At 68.3% G+C, this 22,216-nt stretch carries 9 protein-coding genes; all 9 read right to left on the reverse strand.

Annotated elements, in window-relative coordinates:
* Positions 1-64: 64 nt before the first annotated feature.
* A complete protein-coding gene (gene treY, locus BMX32_RS00085) occupies positions 65-2,677 on the reverse strand; it encodes a malto-oligosyltrehalose synthase (protein ID WP_211664155.1) in 2,613 nt (870 codons plus the stop codon).
* A complete protein-coding gene (gene malQ, locus BMX32_RS00090; protein WP_211664156.1) occupies positions 2,674-4,752 on the reverse strand; it encodes a 4-alpha-glucanotransferase in 2,079 nt (692 codons plus the stop codon). The genes treY and malQ overlap by 4 nt, the downstream gene beginning before the upstream one ends.
* 3 nt (positions 4,753-4,755) lie before the next feature.
* Positions 4,756-6,501 carry a malto-oligosyltrehalose trehalohydrolase gene (treZ, locus tag BMX32_RS00095; RefSeq protein WP_089973817.1) on the reverse strand — a complete coding sequence of 582 codons (1,746 nt, stop codon included), beginning with the start codon at positions 6,499-6,501 and terminating at the stop codon, positions 4,756-4,758.
* On the reverse strand, positions 6,498-8,606 hold the full coding sequence (gene glgX / locus BMX32_RS00100) for a glycogen debranching protein GlgX (protein ID WP_089973818.1): 2,109 nt from the start codon (positions 8,604-8,606) through the stop codon (positions 6,498-6,500). The genes treZ and glgX overlap by 4 nt, the downstream gene beginning before the upstream one ends.
* An 11-nt stretch (positions 8,607-8,617) precedes the next feature.
* Complete coding sequence (gene glgB, locus BMX32_RS00105; protein WP_089973819.1) at positions 8,618-10,801, reverse strand: 1,4-alpha-glucan branching protein GlgB; 2,184 nt, start codon at positions 10,799-10,801, stop codon at positions 8,618-8,620.
* Positions 10,798-14,115 (reverse strand): maltose alpha-D-glucosyltransferase, encoded by a 3,318-nt coding sequence (gene treS / locus BMX32_RS00110; RefSeq protein WP_089973820.1) that lies wholly within the window; start codon positions 14,113-14,115, stop codon positions 10,798-10,800. Before treS ends, glgB begins: the two co-directional genes overlap by 4 nt.
* A gap of 3 nt (positions 14,116-14,118) precedes the next feature.
* Positions 14,119-17,391, reverse strand: a complete 3,273-nt coding sequence (locus BMX32_RS00115; protein WP_089973821.1) for a maltotransferase domain-containing protein — start codon at positions 17,389-17,391, stop codon at positions 14,119-14,121.
* Between the two features lie 180 nt (positions 17,392-17,571).
* On the reverse strand, positions 17,572-18,567 hold the full coding sequence (gene zipA, locus BMX32_RS00120; protein ID WP_089973822.1) for a cell division protein ZipA: 996 nt from the start codon (positions 18,565-18,567) through the stop codon (positions 17,572-17,574).
* 24 nt (positions 18,568-18,591) lie between these two features.
* Positions 18,592-22,092 carry a chromosome segregation protein SMC gene (smc, locus tag BMX32_RS00125; RefSeq protein WP_089973823.1) on the reverse strand — a complete coding sequence of 1,167 codons (3,501 nt, stop codon included), beginning with the start codon at positions 22,090-22,092 and terminating at the stop codon, positions 18,592-18,594.
* Positions 22,093-22,216: the final 124 nt, after the last annotated feature.

A 22,216-nucleotide genomic window follows, 5' to 3' on the forward strand; every position in this document is an offset into this window, starting at 1 on the left:
GGCGCTTGCCGCGAACTCCGATCGCGGCCCGGGTCGCTCCCACACCAGGCCGCCATGGCGGCGCCTACGCCGGGCGGCCGATGTGCCAGACGGCTACCGGCAGATCGCCGAGGATGTCCTCGACCGACACGTCGCCCCCCTCGTTCGTGCCGGTGACGAGCACGGCGGCCCAGCGCCCGGCGGGAACCGGAAGCGCCGTGCCACGCCAGCGCGACGATGGGACGACGGGAATCTCCGCACCGCCCAGCCACGCCGCGACGTGCCGCGCCACCACCACCAGGAGGCGCTCACCCCTGTACTCGCGGACGAAGGCGAGCACGTGCCCGGCCGCGGGACCGGTCGCTTCGAGCGGTCGGTAGTCGCCCTTGGCGAACAACGCGGGCGACGATGCGCGGAGCCGCAGCAACCGCGCGATCACCGCCTGTTTCACCTCGCCGTTCCGCCAGGTCGGCAGCAGGTCCGCCGGGCCGACGTCGCGATCCAGCGACGCGGCGCGGGCGTCGAAATCCACCGGTCGGCGATTGTCCGGATCGACCAGGCTGAAATCCCAGTAATCCGTGCCTTGGTACAGGTCGGGCACGCCGGGGGTCGTCAGGCGCAACACCGTCTGCGCGAGGCCGTTCACCGCGCCGGGCAAGGCGAGATGATTCGCGAAGGCCGCGAGTTCGGCCGCGGTGTCGCCGGACAGCAGCGCGCGCAGGAAATCCTCGCAGGCGTCCTCGTACGGCTCGTTGGGCGAGGTCCAGCGCGTCCACCGCTTGGCTTCGCGCAGTGCCTTGCGCTGCCACGCCGCGATGCGCGACGCGAAGCGCTCGACGCCTTCCTCGTCGTCCGGCGCGAGATCCAGAGGCCACGCACCCACCAGCATCTGGTAGAGCATCAGCTCGTCGCCGGCGGACGGAGCCATGCGCCCTTCGGCGCGCTGGCGAAGATCCGCATGGCGCGAGCGCCAGCGCTCCACGGTGACGACCCAGCGGGCCGCCTCTTCCGACAGCACGGCGAGGCGCGCGCGGAGGTCCTCGCCGCGTTTGTGATCATGCGTGGCGGTGGCGAGAAGGTTGTTGGGCAGCGTCGCGGCACGCTCGGCACAACGGGCATGGAATTCGTCCACCGACATCGCGAGACGGGCGGCGTCGACGCCAACCTCGTTACGTGACAGCAGCCGTCCGTAGCGATAGCCGGCCGTATCCTCCACCGCCTTGGCCGCGACGGGCGACGTCGCCTGCTGGAAGATCGCCATCGCGCGTTCGCGGGCGCGACGCACGGGTCCGGGCGGAAGCGATCGCGGCGCCTCGCCGCCGAGCCAGCGCGCGACGAGCTGAAGAAGATCGGCATCTTCCAGCCGCGTCGTGCGCCGGGCGCCTTCCACCGCGCGCGCGAAGACGGCTTCGTCCTGCGCGTCGCGCCCGACGCCGCCGGCGTAGGTACGGTACACCGGGAAGTGCACCAGCAATTCGACCAGCACGCGGCGGATGGCCGCGAGCGATACGTCGCGTGTCGCCACGTCCGCACGCGCCGCGGCGAACAGCGCGCGTGCCGTGCGGTCGAGCTCCGATTCGAAACTGTCGACGAGGATCTGCCGTCTCGCCTGCACGGCTTGCGACCCGAAGTCGGCGGATTCGCCGGTCAACCCGCGCCACAGTCCGGTCAGTGGCGCCTCGCCGGCCTCGTCGTGCAGCACGGCCGACACGTGGTCCATGAACTCGTAACCGGTCGTGCCGTCGGTGCGCCAGTCGAGGCGCAGCGCTTCGTCGTGGGCCAGGATCTTCTCGACCACGAGGTACGCCGCGTCGCGCGGCGCGCCGGCTGGCCGCTGCGCGCGCAGCCGCTCGAGGCGATGACGCAGCTGCCGGCAGTAGCGGCGCGGATCGGCGAGTCCATCGACATGGTCGCAGCGCACGCCATCGATCAGGCCCTCGGCATAGAGCCGGAAGATCGTCTTGTGCGTGTCCTCGAAGACGGCCGTCCGCTCGATGCGCAGGCCCGCGAGTTCGTTGATGTCGAAGAAGCGGCGATAGTTGACCATGTCGCTCGCGAGCTTCCAGAACGCGAGGCGGTAATGCTGCTTTTCGATCAGCGCGTGCAGCCGCGCCCTGCCCTCGTCCGTCGACGGGTCGTGTGCCGTCGTCGCGTCGTCGCCGAGCGCGGCCACCGTCGCCGGCGACAGCGGCAGGCGATCGTCGTAGACGCGCAGCACCCATTCGCCGCGCCGGTGCTCGAGGCGCAGGTGCCCCTCGCGCAGCGTCTCGTCGTAACCCGCACCAAGGACAGGCAGCAACAGGCGGCCGCGCAGCAGGGGGTCGGCGGGTGTCCAGTCGATGTCGAAATAACCGGCGTAACGGCTTTCGCGACCGTGCCGGAGCACGTCCATCCACCATACGTTCTCGACGCCCACGCCCATATGGTTGGGCACGATGTCGAGCACGAGGCCCATGCCGTGTTCGCGCAGGCGCGCCACGAGCCGACGCAGGGCATCTTCGCCGCCGATCTCCGGATTGATCTCGTGGCAGTCGACCACGTCGTAGCCATGGGTGGATCCGGCCCGCGCACGGAGGATCGGCGAGGCATACAGGTGGCTGATGCCCAGGCTCGCGTAATACGGCACCACGCGCACGGCGTCGTCCAGCGTGAAGCCGGCATGGAACTGCAGCCGGGCGAGCGCGCGAGGCGGACTCACGAGCGGTTCCGGGTCTGGTCGATGGCGGCGCACACGGCGTGCGCGATCGGTCCGTCGAACAGGCGGGACGACGAATCCGGCATGCGCCGGCGCCAGTTCGGATGGATCGCATCCGTGGGACCGGGAAGGTTCGGCTGCTCATGCAGGCCGAGCACGTCTTCGACGGGGAAGATCGCCAGCGGCGCCGGTGCCTGCGACACGTGACGCGCCGCCGCCACCACCACGGGCGAGATGTCGTCGGGCGCGGGCGGCGCGTCCTCGTTCCACGCCGACCCGGAGGCGAACAGCGCCCGCCACAACAACGCGCGATCTTCCGCCCGCTGCGCGGGTTCGTCGACGTCGGGATTGTCGAGGCCCGTGCGCCGCCGCCATTCGACGTCGCGTCCGCTCCACCAGCCCGCGACGGTCGGCACGTCGTGCGTGCTCGTCGTCGCCATGGCCTTGTCCGACCAATCCTTCGGTGCGACGAATCCACCGTCGGCCGCACGTTCGAACCAGAGCACGCGAATGCCAAGCAGACCCTTGTCGCCGATGGTGCCGCGGAAATCCGACGGCACCGTCCCAAGATCCTCGCCAATGACGATCGCGCGATGCAGGTGCGATTCCAGTGCGATCAGCCGCAGCATGTCCTCGAGCGGATAGCGCACGTACGCGCCCTCCGTCGCCCCCGCGCCATGCGGCACCATCCAGAGTCGCTTCAGACCCAGTACGTGATCGATGCGGACGCCGCCCGCATGCGCGAGCGCCGCGCGCAGCATGCCGATGAATCCGCGAAATCCGGTGTCGCGCAGGCCGCGGGGCGAGAACGTCGTGAGACCCCAGTCCTGCCCGAGCCGATTGAGCGCGTCGGGCGGCGCGCCGACCGAAAGGCCGGTGAGCATCTCACCCTGATGCGCCCACGCATGGCTACCACCCGCGTCCGCACCGACCGCGAGGTCGGCGATCAGCCCGATCTTCATGCCGGCATCCCGCGCGGCGGCCTGCGCGCCCTCGAGGCCTTGCGACGCGAGCCACTGCAGCCACGCGTGGAACGCCACTTCGCGCGAATGCTCGCGCGCGAACGCGGCGACGGCGGAACCCGCGGGATCGTGGAACTCCTCGGGCCAGCCCTGCCAGCCGCCCGGCCGTCCGTGCGCCGTGAATTCCGCATGCAGCGCCTCGAACCGTGCGTGCCGCTCCATAGGCTCGCCCTGCTCGCGGCGGAACGCCATGAAGCGATCCGAATGCGCGAGGTCCACCGATGCCCATTCGTAGACCGAGCGCAGGATCGTCATCCGCGCACGCGCCGCACGCGGCCAGTCGATGAGGTCCAGCCATTCGAGCTCGGCAAGCTCCTGGCGCAGGTTGTGCGTATCGACGACCGCCCGCACCGTCTGCTCGCCGCTGGTCCGCACGGGGTCGATGTACAGCCCGTTGAGGAACAGGCGGCTCGACGGCGCGTAAGGGCTGAAGCGCTCCGGCGCGGCGGCGAACAGCGCATGCAGCGGACTGATGGCCAGCGCATCGGCCCCTTTTTCCGCCGCGGCGCGCGCGCAGATCTCCAGCGCGGTGAAATCGCCGATGCCACCGTCGCCAGGCCGGCGCAGTCCGGACATCTGCACGGCGATGCCCCATGGCCGGTGAGCGCCGCGCACGTCGCTCACGCCGAAGCAGCGCGACGGCGCCACCGCCAGCGCGATCTCGTCGTCGCCAAGGCTGAGCGCGTAGTAGCCAGGCTCGCCGGGCACCGCGATCTCCCGCTCGCTCGACGGAAGTTCGCCTTCGGACACCGATGTGCCGTCGTCGCGCGTGATGCGCCACGCCCGGCCTCGCGGCGACGGCGGCAACAGCAGTCGACCGCCCGCGTCGGCCGTGAGCATGCGCGGCACGTCGCGACCGCTGCGTTCGTTCTCCAGCCTCCGGAGGCTGTCCTCCACATCGTCCGCGCTGTCCGCCGCCAGCCCGAGCGCGCGCAGTACCTTGCGCAGCGTTTCGGATGGCGTCACCTGCGGCCGGTCGAGCGCGTCGCGCCAGTGCACGTCGATCCCTGCCTGTTCGGCCAGCAGTGCGAGGCGATCGTCGAGAGAGGCATTCACGGATCAGGACTCCAGGCAGGCAAGGGTGCGACGTGCGGGCAGCACGCCGCGGGAAAGGGAAGCGACGTCAGCGGCGTCGCCGTGCAGCCATGCCGCGGACGGCGACGGTGCGGTCACGGGCACGTCGGTCTCGCCGACGTTGACGAACACGGTGAGCGTCGCGTGGCCCAGCGACCACGACGCACGCAGCGACCGGTCGCCCAGGGCTTCGGCGCCCACGCTCCGGGCGCTCTCGATGTGCGGCGCGATGTGCTTCTGGCGCAAGGCGATCAACGCGCGCACGAATTCGCGGCGACGCTGGCCGGCCTCCGCGTCGCGAGCGGGGATGGACGCCGTGAAAGTATCGATCTCGTTGGGGTCCGGGATCTCTTCGCCGCCGAAGCTGGTGAACGCCTCGAACTCCTTCCGGCGCCCCTTGCGCACCGCGTCGCGGAGTTCTTCGTCAGGGAAATCGGTGAAGAACAGGAACGGGGTGCGCGACCCCCATTCCTCACCCATGAAGAGCAGCGGCACGAAGGGTGCGAGCAGCAGGAGCGCGAGCGCCGCCTCGAGCACGTCGGGCCCGATCAGCGTCGTGAGGCGATCGCCGAAGGCGCGGTTGCCCACCTGATCGTGGTTCTGGAGGAAGGTGACGAAACGGGCCGGCGCGAGCTGGGCGCTCGGCTCGCCGCGGCTCCTGCCTCCCATCGATTCGCCCTGGAAGGCGAAGCCTTCGGTCAGGGTACGCAGCAACCGGGGCATCGGCGGGTCGTAGTGCGCGTAGTAGCCTTCGGTCTCGCCGGTGAGCAGCACGTGCAGCGCGTTGTGGAAGTCGTCGTTCCACTGCGCGTCGAAGCGACCGCGTCCCAGCAGGCTGGCCTGGTTCGCTTCGTTTTCCAGCACGAGGTGCACGTGACGGCCGGGGTCGATGGCCGCCCGCACGCGCGCGGCGAGCGATGCGAGCCAGCCGGGATTGCCGATGGCGTGGACGGCGTCGAAGCGCAGGCCGTCGAAGCGGAACTCCTCGAGCCAGTAAAGCGCGTTGTGGACGAAGAAATCGCCGACCTGCGGCGTCGCCACGCCGATGGCCGCGCCCCACGGCGTATGCGTCGCGTCGTCGAAGAACGGCGACGCATAAGCCCCGAGGTAATTTCCCTCCGGACCGAAGTGGTTGTAGACCACGTCGAGAAACACCATCAGCCCGTGATCGTGCGCGGTATCGATCAGCGACTTGAGGTCTTCCGGCGAGCCATAGGCCGACGCGGGCGCGAACGGCAGCACGCCGTCGTAACCCCAGTTGCGCTCGCCCGGGAACTCGGCGATCGGCATCAGTTCGATCGCGGTGATGCCCAGCGAGGCGAGATGCGGCAGCACCATCTCGACACCATGAAACCCGCCCAGCGCGCCGACGTGCAGTTCGTAGACGACCGCCTCGTGCCACGGCCGGCCGCGCCAGCCGTCGTTTCGCCAGGTGTAGGCCAGGGGATCGGTGACGACGCTGTAACCGTGCACATCGCCGTCGCGCTGGCGCCGCGACGCCGGATCCGGCACCGCGTCGCGCCCGATCCGGAATCGATACGCGGTGCCCGCCTCGACGGGGCAAAGGCATTCGTACCAGCCATCGTCCAGCGCGCGCATCGCGACGGCGTCGGCATCCTCGAACTCGATGCTCACCGCGTCGGCATCGGGCGCCCACAGGCGAAATCGGGTACGTCCATCGTCGAGCGGCCGGAATCCGTAAGGCATCGCGTGGAACGCGCGCGCGCTCATGCGTTATCCGTCCTCACCGTCGCGGTCAGCAGCACGACGCTGCGGCCCTCGACTTCGATCGTGGGTTCGCTCCACGCCACCTCCTGCCCCGCCGGATCGGCGGTATTGCAGCGCAGCCGCCAGTTCGCGCCGGGTTGCGGCAGATGGAACACGTGCATCTCGGGCGTCGCGTTGAGCATGAGCAGCGTGACGTCCGCGCGCTTCTCGCCGTGCAGCTGCGCACGACGCAGCGCGAGCAGGCGACCCTCGGTGTAGCCCCACTGCTCCTGGCTCATCTCCGCGCCGCTCTCGTCGAACCAGGCGACCTCGCGCATGCCGGGCACGACATCGGTGTCGCCACGCAGGAAGTGCTTCGCCCGGAGGGTCGGGTGCTGCTCGCGCAGGCGCGTCAGACGACCGACGAAATCGGCCAGTTCGCTGCCCGCTTCGGAGGTAGCCACCTTCCAGTCGTACCAGGAGATTTCGTTGTCCTGGCAATAGGCGTTGTTGTTGCCCTGCTGGCTGCGGCCGAACTCGTCGCCGCCGAGCAGCATGGGCGTGCCGTGCGAGAACATCAGCGTGGCGAGCATGGCGCGCTTGACGCGGTCGCGCGCGGTACGGACCGCGGGATCGTCGGTCGGGCCTTCGACGCCGTAGTTGTAGCTCTCGTTGTCGTTGCCGCCGTCGCGATTGTCCTCGCCGTTGGCCTCGTTGTGCTTGTCGTTGTAGCTGACCAGGTCCTCGAGCGTGAAACCGTCGTGCGCCGTCAGGAAGTTCACCGATGCCCACGGCTTGCGACGCTGATGGTCGAACAGGTCGCCCGAGGCCTGCAGACGGCCGGCGATCGTGCCGCGCATGTTGGAATCGCCCTTCCAGAACTTGCGCATGTCGTCGCGGTACTTGCCGTTCCACTCGGCGAAGCCGGGTGGATGGTTGCCCAGCTGGTAGCCGCCCGGTCCGATGTCCCAGGGCTCGGAAATGAGCTTCACGTTGGCCAGGACCGGGTCCTGGCGCATGGCGTCGAACATCCCCGAACACGGATCGAAACCGTGCTCCTCACGGCCGAGGCTCACGCCGAGATCGAAACGGAAGCCGTCCACGTGGAACGTCTGGACCCAATAGCGCAGCGAATCCATCACCATCTGCAGCACGCGCGGGTGTGCCGTGTTGACCGTGTTGCCGGTGCCCGTGTCGTTGATGCAATAGCGCGGGTTGTCCGGCATCAGCCGGTAGTAGCTCTTGTTGTCGAGGCCGCGGAACGACATCGTCGTGCCCAGCTCGCTACCCTCGCATGTGTGGTTGTAGACCACGTCGAGGATCACCTCGATACCGGCCGCGTGCAGCGCCTGTACCGCGGCGCGGATCTCGTTGAGCGCCCCTTCCGCGAGGTACGCGGGCTCCGGGGCGAAGAACGCCAGGGTGTTGTAACCCCAGTAGTTCCGCAGCTTCATTTCCGTCAGTCGACGGTCCTGGAGGAAGGCGTGCACGGGCAGCAGTTCGACCGCCGTGACGCCGAGCTTCACCAGATAGTCGATCACGTACGGATCGGCGAGCGCGATGAAGGTGCCGCGCTCGTGCTGACGGATGCGCTTGAGGTTGCGCGTGAAGCCCTTCAGATGCGTTTCGTAGATGACCGTCTCGTTCCACGGCGTGTGCGGCCGGTTGCCCTGCGTCCAGTGCATCGGTTCGTCGACCACGACGGCCTTCGGCATCGCCGCCGCGCTGTCGCGGCGATCGAAGGAAAGGTCCGCGCGCGACGACGATACGCGATAGCCGTGCAGAGCGTCCGACCAGCGCACCTGGCCGTGCAGCAACCGGGCATACGGATCGAGCAGGAGCTTGTGCGGATTGAACCGGTGACCTTCCTCCGGCTTGTAGGGTCCGTGCGCGCGGAACCCGTAGAGCGTCCCGCCGCGCACGCGCGGCAGATACCCGTGCCACACCTCGTCGGTGCACTCCGGCAGGTCGTAACGTGCGATCTCGCGCTTGCCCGAGGGGTCGAAGAGGCACAGTTCGATGCGTTCCGCATGCGCGGAAAACACGGCGAAGTTGGTTCCCATGCCATCGCACGTCGCCCCCAGGGGGTGCGGCGTGCCGGACTGCATGCGTTCGGGTAGGGCGGGCATCGTATTCCTCGTCAATCGGCGACGAACATCACCGTGGATAGCGGGGGCAGGCTGAGCACCAGAGAATGATCGAAGCCATGCGAAGGAACGGTCTGCGCGTGACGCTCGCCTTCGTTCCCGACGCCGGAGCCACCGTAGTCGACGGCATCGGTGTTGACCGCCTCGCGCCAGCGCCCGGGCTCGGGCACGCCGACGCGGAATCCGTGCTTCGGCGCCGGGGTCATGTTGCTCACGACCAGCACGGGTCGACCGCCCTCGGCGCAGCGCAGCCACGCGAACACGCTCTGCGCCGCGTCGTCCCCGATCACCCAACGGAAGCCGCGTGGGTCGCAATCCCACGCATGCAGCGCCGGCAGGTCCGCGTAGGTCCGGTTCAGATCGCGCACCAGCTTCTGCACGCCGAGGTGCAGCGGATGGTCGAGGAGGTCCCAGGCGATCTGGGCGTCGTGGTTCCATTCGTGCGGCTGGGCGATCTCGCCGCCGGTGAACAGCAGCTTCTTGCCGGGGTGGCCCCACATGAAACCGTAGTAGGCGCGCAGGTTGGCGAAACGCTGCCATTCGTCGCCGGGCATGCGGCCCAGCAACGAGCGTTTGCCGTGCACCACTTCGTCGTGGGACAACGGCAGCACGAACTTCTCGGAATACGCGTAGACCATGCTGAACGTCATCTCGCCGTGGTGCCAGCGGCGATGGATGGGATCGCGCGACATGTACTCGAGCGAGTCGTGCATCCAGCCCATGTTCCACTTGAAGGTAAAGCCCAGGCCGCCCTGCTCCACCGGTTGCGTCACGCCCGGCCACGCCGTGGACTCCTCGGCGATGGTCATGCAGTCCGGGTGGCGCTGCGCCACCAGCTGGTTCACGCGACGCAGGAACGCGATGGACTCTAGATTTTCGCGCCCGCCATGGATGTTGGGCACCCACTCGCCTTGTTTGCGCGAGTAATCCCGGTAAAGCATCGACGCGACGGCGTCCACGCGCAGGCCGTCCACATGGAACCGCTCCAGCCACGCCAGCGCGCTGGCGACGAGGAACGCCGACACCTCGTTGCGTCCCAGGTTGAAGATCAGCGTGTTCCAGTCCTGATGAAAGCCCTCGCGCGGATCGGCGTGCTCGTACAGCGGCGTGCCGTCGAAATGCGCGAGCCCATGGATGTCGGTGGGAAAGTGCGCGGGCACCCAGTCGACGATCACGCCGACACCCGCCTCGTGGCATCGATCGACGAATCGCGCGAAGGCGTCCGGCGTGCCGAACCGCGACGTGGGCGCGAACTGGCCCAGCGGCTGGTAGCCCCACGAACCGCCGAAAGGATGCTCCGAGATCGGCAGCAGCTCGATGTGCGTGAAGCCCATGCCGGCCACGTAGGGAATGAGGCGCTCGCCGAGTTCGTCCCAGTGCAGCTCCTTGCCGTCCTTGCCGCGGAGCCACGATCCGGCATGCAGCTCGTAGATCGAAAGGGGCGACCCGGCGTGATGGAGCGCGCCGCGACGCTTCATCCACGCGTCGTCGGTCCAGTGGAACGCGGTCGGATCGGCCACGATGGATGCCGTGGACGGCGGCAGTTCGGCGGCGAGCGCGACGGGATCGGCGCGCTGCGTGAGCGAGCCGTCCGCGCCCCAGATCTCGTACTTGTAACGGGCACCGGCCAGCAGCCCCGGAATGAAGAGTTCCCAGACGCCTGCCGGCACGCGCTTGCGCATGGGGTGGCGGCGGCCGTCCCAGCTGTCGAAGTCGCCGACCACGCTGACGCGCTGCGCGTTCGGCGCCCAGACGGCGAAGCGCACGCCATGCACGCCGTCGACGGTCACCGGATGCGCGCCCAGGCAACGGAAGAGCTCGATGTGCGTCCCTCGGGACAGCTGGTCGAGATCGTCGTCGCCGAGCAGCGTGCCAAACGCGTACGGGTCGTGCGTATCCTGCAGCGCGGCCGGCCAGTGGATCCGGAGGCGATACGCGTCCTCGCCCTCCACCATGCCCGCGAACAGGCCATCGGCATGAACACGGTCGAGTTCCGCGATCGCCCTGCCCTGCGCGTCGATGACCTCCACGCCCGTGGCGCCCGGCTGGAGCGTGCGCACCACCCGGCGTCCGTCCACCGTGTGCGGACCGAGGATCGCGAAGGGGTCGCCGTGCCGGCCCTGGACCAGCGCGTCGAGCGCGGCCCGGTCGAGGCCATGGAGTCGTAGATCGGTCACGTTTCCTCCTTCAGTTCGTTCGCGGTATCGCCGCGCGCGACGTGCAGCAGGCCCCGCAACGGTACGTCGACCCAGCCAGGCCGGTTCGACGCTTCATAGACCACCTCGTAGGCGGCTTTCTCGATCACGAAGAGCTCGAGCGTCGGCGCGAGCGCATCGGCATCGATCCAGCGCACCGGCGACGCATCCAGCACGTCGCGATACGCGGCGAGGAACGCGCGCGAGGATCGCTCGCGGAACCGCGCAAGGTACGAGGCGAAGCCTTCGTCCTCGACCGGGGCCAGACCGTCCTCGCCGCGCCGTGCCATCGCCGCCGCGTAATCGAGCGAGCGGAGAAAGCCCGCCACGTCGCGCAACGGCGAGCTCTTCGCGCGACGCTCCGCCAGCGGCCGGGCCGGCTCGCCTTCGAAGTCGATGATGTACGCATCGTCCTGCACCACCAGGATCTGGCCGAGGTGGAAATCGCCGTGCGTCCGGGTGGTCAGCGCGCCGACGCCGGCGTTTGCCAGCGTCGCGATGCGATCGCCGAGCGTCGCCGCGAAGCCGCGAAGCGCTTCGACATCCGCGGCGAGGGATTCGGCGAGCTCGCCAGTCGAATCGACCGCGGCCAGTGCACGGTCGACCTGCGCGCGAACGCTGTCGCGCCACGCGTCGGCCGTGGCCTTGCCCGCCTTTTCGGGCGAGAACGCGGGCAGCTCGCTCGGCCGGGCGAGCAAGGCATGCAACTCGGCCAGACGGGTACCCACCGCGGCGGCGAAGGCGTCGTAACCGCCTTCGATTTCCGCCTTGCGCTCGTCGTCCGCCGAGTGGCTGTATTCGTCGTAGCTGCGACGGAGGAAGTCGAGCGTCCAGCGCCACGCGTCACCCTGGTTGCGCAGGAAGCCCTGCAGCACGGCGAGCGTGCTGCGTTCGCCGTTCTCATCGACGCGCACGACCTCACCGAGCAGCGGCGCCGTGTTGGCGTAGCCGTTCTCGGTGAGGAACCGGCCCATTTCCACTTCGGGATTCACACCCACCGACGTGCGACGGAACAGCTTCACCACGCCGGCGTCGTGCAGGATCACCGAACTGTTCGACTGCTCCGCAGCGATCCACCGGTTCTCGATCGCCGGGTCGAATTCGACGGCATCGAACGCCGCCGTCTTCTCGAAGCGCACCGCGGCGCCATGGATCGGCAACTCGGTGCCGTTGCGCAGACCGATCAGCAGGCCGCTCGCGAACGCCTCGAGCGCGAAGCCATCCGTGAGCAGGCCGATGCGGCGACCGCGACGGACGCGAGCGAGGGCCAGCTGCTGGGCGCGGGCCGTCGGGCTCTCGTCTTCCCAGACGATACCGGCCGGCAGGCTGTAGCGCTCCGTGCCGCCGTCGGACAGCGTGGCCTCGACTTCCGTCAGGATCAGGTCGTCGCCACGATCCGGCCAGGGCACCGCATAGAGAATGCGCACGCTCTCGATACCCCGATCCTTCGACGCGAACCAGCGGCGTACCGCGAGATAGTTCGGGAGTACCTGTTTCTCGATGACGCCGCGGTGGTGCGCCATCACCGGCCCTTCGACCAGCGCGCCGCGCAGCACCAGCGTCTCGTAATCCGGCATCGGCTCCGCCGCGACCTCGTGCCACGAGGGCATCTGCGCATTCGGGCAGATCTGGAACGCGTAGAAGCCATACGGCGGCACGGTCAGCAGGTAGGGCAGCTGGCCGACCGGCGGGAACGACGAACCACCCACGATGTCGATGGGCACGCTGCCGTCGAACGCGGCCATGTCCAGTTCCACCGCCTGCAGCGCGCGCGACATGTTCGCCACGCAGAGCACGTGTTCGCCCTCGAACTCGCGCAGGTACGCGAGCACCTTGCGATTGCCCGGATAGAGGAATTTCAGCGTGCCGCGACCGAACGCCTTGTAGCGCTTGCGCACGGCGAGCATGCGCCGCGTCCAGTTCAGCAGCGAGTGCGGGTCGCGCGACTGCGCCTCCACGTTGATCGCCTGGAAGCCGTAGAGCGGATCCATGATCGGCGGCAGCACGAGGCTGGCGGGATCGGCACGCGAGAACCCGCCGTTGCGGTCGACCGACCACTGCATCGGCGTGCGCACGCCATCGCGGTCGCCCAAGTGGATGTTGTCGCCCATCCCGATCTCGTCGCCGTAATAGAGGACGGGCGTACCGGGCATGGTGAGCAGCAGCGCGTTCATCAGCTCGATGCGGCGGCGGTCGCGCTCCAGCAGGGGCGCCAGGCGCCGCCGGATGCCGAGGTTGATGCGGGCACGGCGATCCGCGGCGTACGTCTGCCACAGGTAATCGCGTTCGTTGTCGGTGACCATCTCGAGCGTCAGCTCGTCGTGGTTACGCAGGAAGATCGCCCACTGGCAGTTCTCGGGGATCGCCGGCGTCTGTCGCATGATGTCGGTGATCGGAAAGCGGTCTTCGCGCGCGATCGCCATGTACATGCGCGGCATCAGCGGGAAATGGAACGCCATGTGGCATTCGTCGCCCTGCCCGAAGTAGTCCTGCGTATCTTCCGGCCACTGGTTGGCTTCCGCGAGGAGCATGCGGTCGGGGTAATGCTGGTCGATTTCGGCGCGCATCCGCTTGAGGATGTCGTGCGTCTCGGGAAGGTTCTCGTTGTTTGTGCCTTCGCGCTCGATCAGATACGGCACGGCGTCCAGACGCAGGCCGTCCACGCCCATGTCGAGCCAGAAGCGCATCACGTCGAGCACCGCCTTCAGTACCGCCGGGTTGTCGAAGTTCAGGTCGGGCTGGTGCGAGAAGAAGCGGTGCCAGAAGTACTGGCCCGCCACCGGATCCCAGGTCCAGTTCGATTTCTCGGTATCGAGGAAGATGATGCGCGTGCCGTCGTACGCCTGATCCGTATCGGACCAGACGTAGAAATTGCGGGCTGCCGAGCCCTTCTTCGCATGGCGAGCCCGCTGGAACCACGGATGCTGGTCAGAGGTGTGATTGATGACCAGCTCGGTGATCACGCGCAGGCCGCGCGCGTGCGCCTCGGTGATGAACCGCTTCGCGTCTGCGAGCTTGCCGTAATCCGGGTGCACCGCCTTGTACTCCGCGATGTCGTAGCCGTCGTCGCGGCGCGGGCTTGGGTAGAAGGGCAACAGCCACAGGGTGTTGACGCCCAGCTCGGCGATGTAGTCCAGCTTATCGATCAGGCCCTGGAAGTCGCCGACGCCATCGTCGTTGGCGTCGAAATACGATTTCAGGTGGACCTGATAGATGATCGCATCCTTGTACCAGAGCGGATCGCTCGAGAAATCGGGGCCGGCCGCCTTCTTCTTTCCTTTAACGCGGGTTGCCATGTATCAGACTCCGGGAAGCCGCACGTGCCAGACCGCGTAAGGCTGGCCGAGGCCAAGCCATACGTGTTGGGTCGAGCCGCGCCAGTTGAGGGGTTGGTCGTGAAGGAGGTCGTGGATATCGAGCGCGGCGTCCGCTGCGATGCCCCAGTCGCCGAGGGGCAGCGTGAGGTCGGCAGCCTGCGCGTTGTGCGGATCCATGCTGATCGCGACGAGGACGATGTCGTCGCCCGCGCGTTTTTCGAAGAACAGCACCTGGTCGTTGTTCGCCGGCAGGAAGCGCACGCCGAGGTGGCTCTGCAACGCGGGATGCGCGCGACGGATGCGGTTGAGCTGCGTGATCTCGGCGACGATGTTGCCGGGTGCGTCGAAGTCGCGGACGCGGATCTCGTATTTCTCCGAGTCGAGGTACTCCTCCTTGCCGGGCATCGGCGCGGATTCGCAGATCTCGAAGCCGGAATACATGCCCCAGAGACCCGAAAGCGTCGTCGCGAGGGCGGCGCGGATGAGGAACCCCGGGCGGCCCGACGTCTGCAGGAAATACGGGTTGATGTCGGGCGTGTTGACGAAGAAGTTCGGACGGAAGAAGTCCTTCGGCGGCGTGGCGGTCAGTTCCGTCAGGTAGTCGATGAACTCCTGCTTCGAATTGCGCCAGGTGAAGTACGTGTACGACTGGCTGAAACCGACCTTGGCCAGGCGGTACATCGGCTTCGGACGCGTGAACGCCTCCGAGAGGAACAGCGTGTCCGGGTACTTCGCGCGCACCCGGGCGATCATCCACTCCCAGAAGGGGAACGGTTTCGTATGCGGATTGTCGACGCGGAACGTCCGCACGCCTTCCGCCGCCCAGAAGAGCACCGCGTCGCACAGGGCCTGCCACAGGGACGGAATGGCCCCATCGGCGTAGAAATCGACGTTGACGATGTCCTGGTATTTCTTCGGCGGATTTTCGGCGTACTTGATGCTGCCGTCCGGGCGCCAGTCGAACCACTCCGGATGCTCCTTCAGCCACGGATGGTCGGGCGAGCACTGGATGGCGAAGTCGAGCGCGAGCTCGAGGCCGTGCTCGTGCGCCGCGTCGCGCAGCGCGCGGAAATCGTCGATCGTGCCCAGCTGCGCATGGACCGCGGTATGACCGCCATCCGGCGCACCGATCGCATAGGGGCTGCCCGGATCGTCGGGCCCCGGGGTCAACGTGTTGTTCGGGCCCTTGCGAAAGGCCTTGCCGATCGGATGGATCGGCGGGAAGTACAGCACGTCGAATCCCATGTCGCGAATCGCCGGCAGGCGAGCGATGGTGTTGCGGAACGTGCCGTGCTTCGCCTTGTCGTCCGTCATCGATCGCGGAAACAGCTCGTACCAGCTGGCGAACTCCGCTTCCCGACGGTCGACCTCGACGAGGAAGGTCTCCGTGACGCTGGCCCGGTCGCGAGGATCGGTCGCGGCCATCAGATCGACGGCGCTTTCCGCCATCAGGAGTGCGAGGCGTTCGTCGCCGCTCGCTTTCCCCGCCGCCGTCGCGAGCGTGCGCAGTGCCTTCGCCTTCGGACCGCTCGCCGCGTTCGCGCGCGTCTCGACGAGCAGCCTGCCCTCTTCCAGCTCCAGCGCGATGTCGACGCCGGCGGCGTGCTTGACCTCGACCTCGTGGTGCCACGTCGCGAAACGGTCGTGCCACGCCTCGATCTGGAATTCGTAGCGCCCTGTCCGCGTCGGCGTGAAGCTGGCGGTGTGGATGTCGTTGTTGACGAGGACCATGGGGGCTTCGCGCCAGCCCTTCTCGTCCTGCGCGCGATACTTCAGGCGTGCGGCGAGCACATCGTGGCCATCCATGAAGATGTCGGCGGTCACGACGACCGCCTTGCCGACGGTGCGTTTCGCAGGGAAACGCCCGCCATCGACCGTGGGCTCGATCGCTTCGATGATCACTCGTGGCGCACGCGTCGCCGCCTGCAGGAATTCCTTCTTCGCGCTGGCCCCCGTCTTCCGGGTCACAGGCGCCGACGGAGCGCCGGTCAACGTCAGTACCGCACCGGGTTCGAGCACCACTGCATCTCCCTGATCGAAGAGTTTCCGGCCGTCGGACGTGGTCCATGGCGAAAAATGACTGGCCGCGCCGGCAAGGGCTTCCGCCGCGCTCACCGTGACGTCGCGGTCGAGCGACGCGTTCACGATCGTCAGCGTCGCGCGCCGGGCCGTGCGCGGATCGGCGCCCTCCACGTCGAGGAAGGTGGCGATGCCGGCGTGCACTGTCATGACCGGCGGCGGGCCGACGCGATCGCCGACCGCGGCGTTGGCCGTCTTGACGCACGCCGTCAGGTCGACGACGCCCTGCGTCGCCAGGTCGCCAGGAGTGACGGGTGTGCCTCGCCGGGGGTCGAGCGCGTCGTGCACGGCGTACTCGAAACCCATGGGCATCATCCATCCCGCCGGCGACGTGGCGCAGAAGCCGATGGCGCGCCGATACGCGTGATCGAGCTGGTTCTCTTCGCCCAGTTCGTCGCCGAGACGCGTCGCGAACGGTTCTTCCACGCAGGCGAGCGCGGGCGCGACACGTGCGAGCCGGCTGGCCTCCTGCGCGAACCACGGCGCGCGGAAATCCCACCATGCCGCCGACGACACGACCGCGTCGAAGCCGGCATCGCGCAGGCCATCGACGTCGTCGGACGAGAGGCCCGGGGTCCAGGCGAGGAAGGCGGCACGCGGCGCGCCGTCGTTGATGGCCCCGATGATCGAGTTCCAGACCCCGGCACGCAGGCGCTGTGGATGCAGCAGACGGAAACCGGACACCCCCGCGTCGGTCCAGCGCGCCAGGCGCTCGGCCCACCAGCCGCTCGCCCCCTCCACGACGTCGGGGTCGTTGAACCGCCAGCGTGCGCTGTCGCTCTCGCTCGGCGTCCACCGCGGATCGGGCGTGCCGTGCTGCGCGGCGACGGCCCGGAACCACTCCGGATGCTCCGCGCGGACGGCCGCATCGGAGGCGATCTCGTCGAAAGGCAGGTCGAGCCAGAGTTCGAGGCCGCGGGCGCGGCAGGCCTTGGCGATCTGCGCTAGACGCTGCGTGGCGTCGCCGTCGGCGCCGATCGCGTGATGGAGGCGATCGAAATCCTTCGTGACGAAGACATCGCCACACGGCGACGTCTCGAAAGGCGGGGCGACCAGCAGCTGCCGGAATCCCAGCGCCGCGGCGTGGTCGATCCAGGCGTTCCATGCCGTCATCGGGCCCGCTAGCAGCGGGTGCAGGTAATAAATGCGAAAAGGCGCACTCGGGCTGGCCGACATCTGACTCGTGTTCCTCGGGTGTGGACACAAGCATGCCGGGCCGGATGTGTGCATCGTGCCAATGACCCGGGCACGCGAAGGCGTCCACAGTGACGCATCCGGGCGTTGCGGCTTCGTGAAACCGAGGGAGATTTATTTCGCGGAGGGGTGGGAGCCAGCCTGCTGGCTCCCACCAGAGCGTCATTGCCCGAACTTGATCTCTTCGCCCTCGTGCCCGCGGTCCCAGCCGCGCAGCTCGTCACGAATGTGGGCGATGCGCTGGCGGCCGAGGGCGTTGCGCTCCTCGTCCAGCACGAGGCCGTCGAGCAGCTCCGCGAGGCGCTGGGCGGTCGGCAGCATGGCGTCCCACGCGTCGAGCGCGGGGATCGGGCCGGGCAAGGCCATGAAGAACGACAGGCCGGGCGTTTGCAGGGTCGCGATGCGCGCCATGTCGAAGTTGCCCGGCTTCACCAGGTTGGCGACGCTGAAGATCGGGCCCTTTTCCGGGTGTCCGTCGACCAGCCGGTGGTAGATGCCCATGTCGCCGAACTCGAGACCCGCTTTTTCCGCGGCGACCACGAGATCCGAACCGTTGAACTTGCTGCCTTCGCGCGAGACGACGTAGAGGCTGACGATGCGCTCCACCGGCGCGCTCGGCGGGCGACGGCCGAGATCGGAGCGCGGCGGCGCTTTCACGACCGGAGCCGGCACCGGTGTCGGTGCGGGTGCGGGTGCGGGAACCGGAGCGGCGGCCACGGGCTCGTCGATGTCGAATGGCAGGTCGAGATCGACCCGCGGCTCCACGCGCGGTGCGCGCGGGGCCGGTTCGTCCGGCAGCACCGGCGCGGCGGAGGTCGTGCGCTCGCCCGCGAGCGACGCGCCGAGGCGCTCCAGTTCGGCGCGCAGATCGACATCGAGTTCGCCCTGCGCGGGCTTCGGCCGGAACAGCGGGTCGTTCGCATCGTCGTCGCGCGCGCTGAACGAGGCCACCGGTTCCGCGTCGTCGCCCGCCTCGTCGCCGAACACCGGCTCACGGCGCTCGCGCGCACGCTCGGGCTGCTCGACGGTCGGCTTGCGCCGGCCCTGTTCCTTGCGCGGCTGGCCGAACAGCCAGAGCAGCACGAGAACGACGATGCCGACGAAGAGCATCGGGATGCCTACTGCGGGATTCCAGGCGAGGCCGATGGCGGGAGTCATGATTGCGATCCTTGAAAGTAGTGCTTAAGCGACGCCGGCGAGCTTCGATGCTTCGGCCAGATCGACCTGGACGAGGCGCGACACGCCCGGCTCGCGCATGGTAACGCCGCAGAGCTGGTGCGCGGCCTCCATGGTGGCCTTGTTGTGGCTCACGAAGATGAACTGCACCTTCTCGCTCATCTCGCGCACCATGGCCGAGAAGCGACCGACGTTCGCCTCGTCGAGCGGTGCGTCCACCTCGTCGAGCAGGCAGAACGGGGCGGGATTGAGGCCGAAGATCGCGAACACCAGCGACACGGCGGTCAGGGCCTTTTCGCCACCGGAGAGCAGCGTGATGTTGGACACGCGCTTGCCCGGCGGCCGGGCCATGATCGCGACACCGGTGTCGAGGAGGTCTTCGCCGGTCAGTTCGAGATAGGCGTGGCCGCCACCGAACAGGCGCGGGAAGAGTTCCTGCACGCCGGCGTTGACGCGGTCGAAGGTTTCCTTGAAGCGCTGGCGCGTCTCGCGATCGATCTTCTTGATGGCGCCTTCGAGCGTTTCGAGGGCGCCAGCGAGGTCCGTCAGCTGCGAATCGAGGTATTCCTTGCGCTGCGATTGTTCGGCGTGCTCCTGAATCGCGGCGAGGTTCACGGGCTCCAGGCGCGCGATCTTCTGCGACAGGTCCACCAGCTGCTGCTGCCAGCGCGCCGGTTCGGCGTCTTCCGCGAGCTCGGCCAGCAGCGGCTCGAGCTCGAGGCCCGACGCCACGATGGCCTGCGCGAGCTGTTCGGCGCGCAACTGCAGGGCCTGCGCGGCGAGACGCTTCTCGGAGACGTCTTCGCGCACCTTGTTGAGCGCCTGCTCGATGCGGTGGCGATCCTGCTCGAGGCGGCGGAATTCGGCGTCGCAGTCCTCGAGGGCGCGGCGCGCGTCCACGAGCTGGCGATCGACCAGCAGGCGCTGGTCGAGATAGGTCTGGCGTTCGGATTCCAGTTCGGCGATCGGATCGGAACCCGCCGCGAGTTGCTGGTCGATCTCGTCGCGACGCGCCGTCACCTGGCGCAGCTGCGTGTCGAGTCGGCCGAGCGCCTGCTCCAGAGAGGTCAACGCGGCGCGCTTCGACTCCATGCCCAGCGCGAGCTGGTGGGCCTGCTCGGCGGCTTCGCGCGCGTTGATGCGTGCTTCCTCGCGGGCTTCGAGCAATTCGCGGCGCTCGTTCTCGAGGCCGCGACGCTCGTCTTCGCGATCGCCCATGTGGCCTACGGCCTCGTCGAGCCGCGCGCGCGCATCGCGCGTCTGCCCCTCGAGCTCGTCGAGCTGCTCCACGATGGCGGAGATCTCGCCGCCGACCTTCTCGGCGCGCGCTCTTGCCGTTTCCATCTTGCCGCGATGGCTCTGCAACTGGCCGGCCAGTTCGGAGAGCCGGCGGTGGGCGGCGTAGAGCTCGCGCTGCGCGTCGTCGCGAAGCCGCTCCGTTTCGAATTTCGTGGCGCGCAGCGTTTCCAGCCGTTCGGTGCGCTCGTCGATCGTGGCTTCGAGCGTTTCGATCTGGTCGGCGAGCTGACGGATCTCACGCTCGCGCGCCAGCACGCCCACCTGGTTCCCCTGCGCGCGCAGCACGCGGGCCCAGCCCGGCCCCATCCATGCGCCGTCGCGCGTGATCACCGACTGGTTCGCGGCGAGCGACCCGACGCGCGCGGCGGCGGCTTCGACGGAATCCGCGACGAACACGCTGGAAAGGAGATTCACGGCCGCGACCGGGCCGCGCACATGCGCCGCCAGGGTGCCGTCGGTACCGGGACCGCCCGTCGCGCCGGCGAACAACGCGACGTCCGCCTGGCCCAGCGCGTCGAATTCGGCGGTCAGGGCTTCGGGCGCGTCGACGAGCACGCCGTCGAGGACACCCGCGAGAACGGTTTCCACCGCGGATTCGAAGCCGGCGTCGACCTGCAACGATTCGCCGAGGCGTCGCGATTTATCGAGGCCAAGCCGCGCCAGCCACGCGCTGGCGGCGGATTCGTCCTGGCCGAGCGCGGCGGTCTGCAACGCTTCGAGCGATGCCTGACGGCCTCGCGCGGTCTGCAGTTGCTGGCGGGCGTCGTTGAGCGCGGCCGTTTCCTGGCGCTCGTCGTCGAGCACGCGCTCGTACGCGACCTTGTGCTGATCGAGCACGCCGCCGAGCTGTTCCACGCGCTCGCGCTGCGTGTCGTGTTCGGTATCGAGTTGCTCGGAGGCGGCGTCGAGCGCCGCCACGTCGGTGGCGCGCTGCTCGGCTTCCAGCGCCTCGCGACGACGGGCGAGATCGATCGACTGGCGATCGAGGTACGCCAGCTTCGTGCGTTCCACTTCGGCGGCGCGGCTGGATTCCGACGCGCCTCGGGTATGCGTGTCCCACCGCTGCTGCCAGTCCGCGAGGCGGGATTCGGTCGCGCGCTGCGCATCGCCGGTCTCGTCCTGGATCTGTTGCAGCGATTCGAGCTTCGGCTCGCCTTCCGCCAGCGCCATGCGCAGCGTTTCGATCTGCTCGCGATCGGCGCCGATGTGACCCTGGAGCTCTTCGAATTCGCGTTCGGCATCCGCGCGCGAACGCGTCAGGCGCTCGGTGAGGTCGCGATTGTGGCGTACCTGCTGCTCGACGCGAGCTATCTCGGCGCCGACCTTGTAGACCTCGGCCTGCACCTGGTTCAGGTGCTCGCTTGCGCCCTGATGGCGCTCGCGCACCGTTTCCATCTGCGCCTCGACCTGGCGCTGCCCGGCGAGCTGCTTCTCGATCTCGAGTTCGGCCTCGCGAAGGCCCGAGCCCTCACCTTCATGGCGACGGTGCAGCGTGCGGTATTCCAGCGCGCGGAGTTCCGCCTCGCGCCGCGTGTGCTCTTCCTTGAATGCTTTCCAGCGTTCGGCGGCACGCGCCTGACGGTTGAGGTGGTCGAGCTGCTTCTCCACCTCGTCGCGAACGTCGCGCACGCGGTCGAGGTTCTCGCGGGTGGACTTGATCCGGCTCTCGGTTTCCTTGCGACGTTCCTTGTACTTGGAGATGCCCGCGGCTTCCTCCAGGTGGGTGCGCAGGTCTTCGGGGGCCGCCTCGATGATCTGGCTGATCATGCCCTGCTCGATGATCGAGTAGGAACGCGGGCCGAGGCCCGTGCCGAGGAAGAGATCGGTGATGTCGCGGCGGCGACAGCGCGCGCCGTTGAGGAAATAGGCCGACTGCCCGTCGCGGCTGACCAGTCGCTTCACCGATATCTCGGCGAAGCTCGCGTACTCGCCCTGAATGGTGCCGTCCGCGTTGTCGAAGATGAGCTCGACGGCGGCCTGCCCCACCGGCTTGCGCGCGCTGGAACCCGAGAAGATGACGTCGGTGAGGGAGTCGCCGCGCAGGCGGCTGGCCGCCGACTCGCCCATGACCCAACGGATGGCGTCGATGATGTTCGACTTGCCGCACCCGTTCGGACCGACGACGCCGGTCATGTTGGTGGGCAAATGCAGCGTGGTGGGGTCGACGAACGACTTGAATCCCGCCAGCTTGATCGTGGTCAGACGCATGATGGTTTCCGTGGTGACGCGGCCGTGGGCTCCGTTCGGGAGCCTCCCCTTGGCTGATCGGTCACTTTGCCAAAGGGGTCAGCCCGGCGCAATACGCGAGGCAGCATGAAGTCTTTCCGATAAC

The sequence above is a fragment of the Luteibacter sp. UNCMF331Sha3.1 genome, assembly GCF_900109915.1.
GTDB lineage: Bacteria > Pseudomonadota > Gammaproteobacteria > Xanthomonadales > Rhodanobacteraceae > Luteibacter.

Excerpts from the sequence above, each read along its gene's own strand:
- treZ (WP_089973817.1), bottom strand. The coding sequence starts at position 6,501 with ATGAGCGCGCGCGCGTTCCACGCGATGCCTTACGGATTCCGGCCGCTC.
- glgX (WP_089973818.1), bottom strand. The coding sequence starts at position 8,606 with ATGCCCGCCCTACCCGAACGCATGCAGTCCGGCACGCCGCACCCCCTG.
- treS (WP_089973820.1), bottom strand. The coding sequence starts at position 14,115 with ATGGCAACCCGCGTTAAAGGAAAGAAGAAGGCGGCCGGCCCCGATTTC.
- BMX32_RS00115 (WP_089973821.1), bottom strand. The coding sequence starts at position 17,391 with ATGTCGGCCAGCCCGAGTGCGCCTTTTCGCATTTATTACCTGCACCCG.
- zipA (WP_089973822.1), bottom strand. The coding sequence starts at position 18,567 with ATGACTCCCGCCATCGGCCTCGCCTGGAATCCCGCAGTAGGCATCCCG.
- smc (WP_089973823.1), bottom strand. The coding sequence starts at position 22,092 with ATGCGTCTGACCACGATCAAGCTGGCGGGATTCAAGTCGTTCGTCGAC.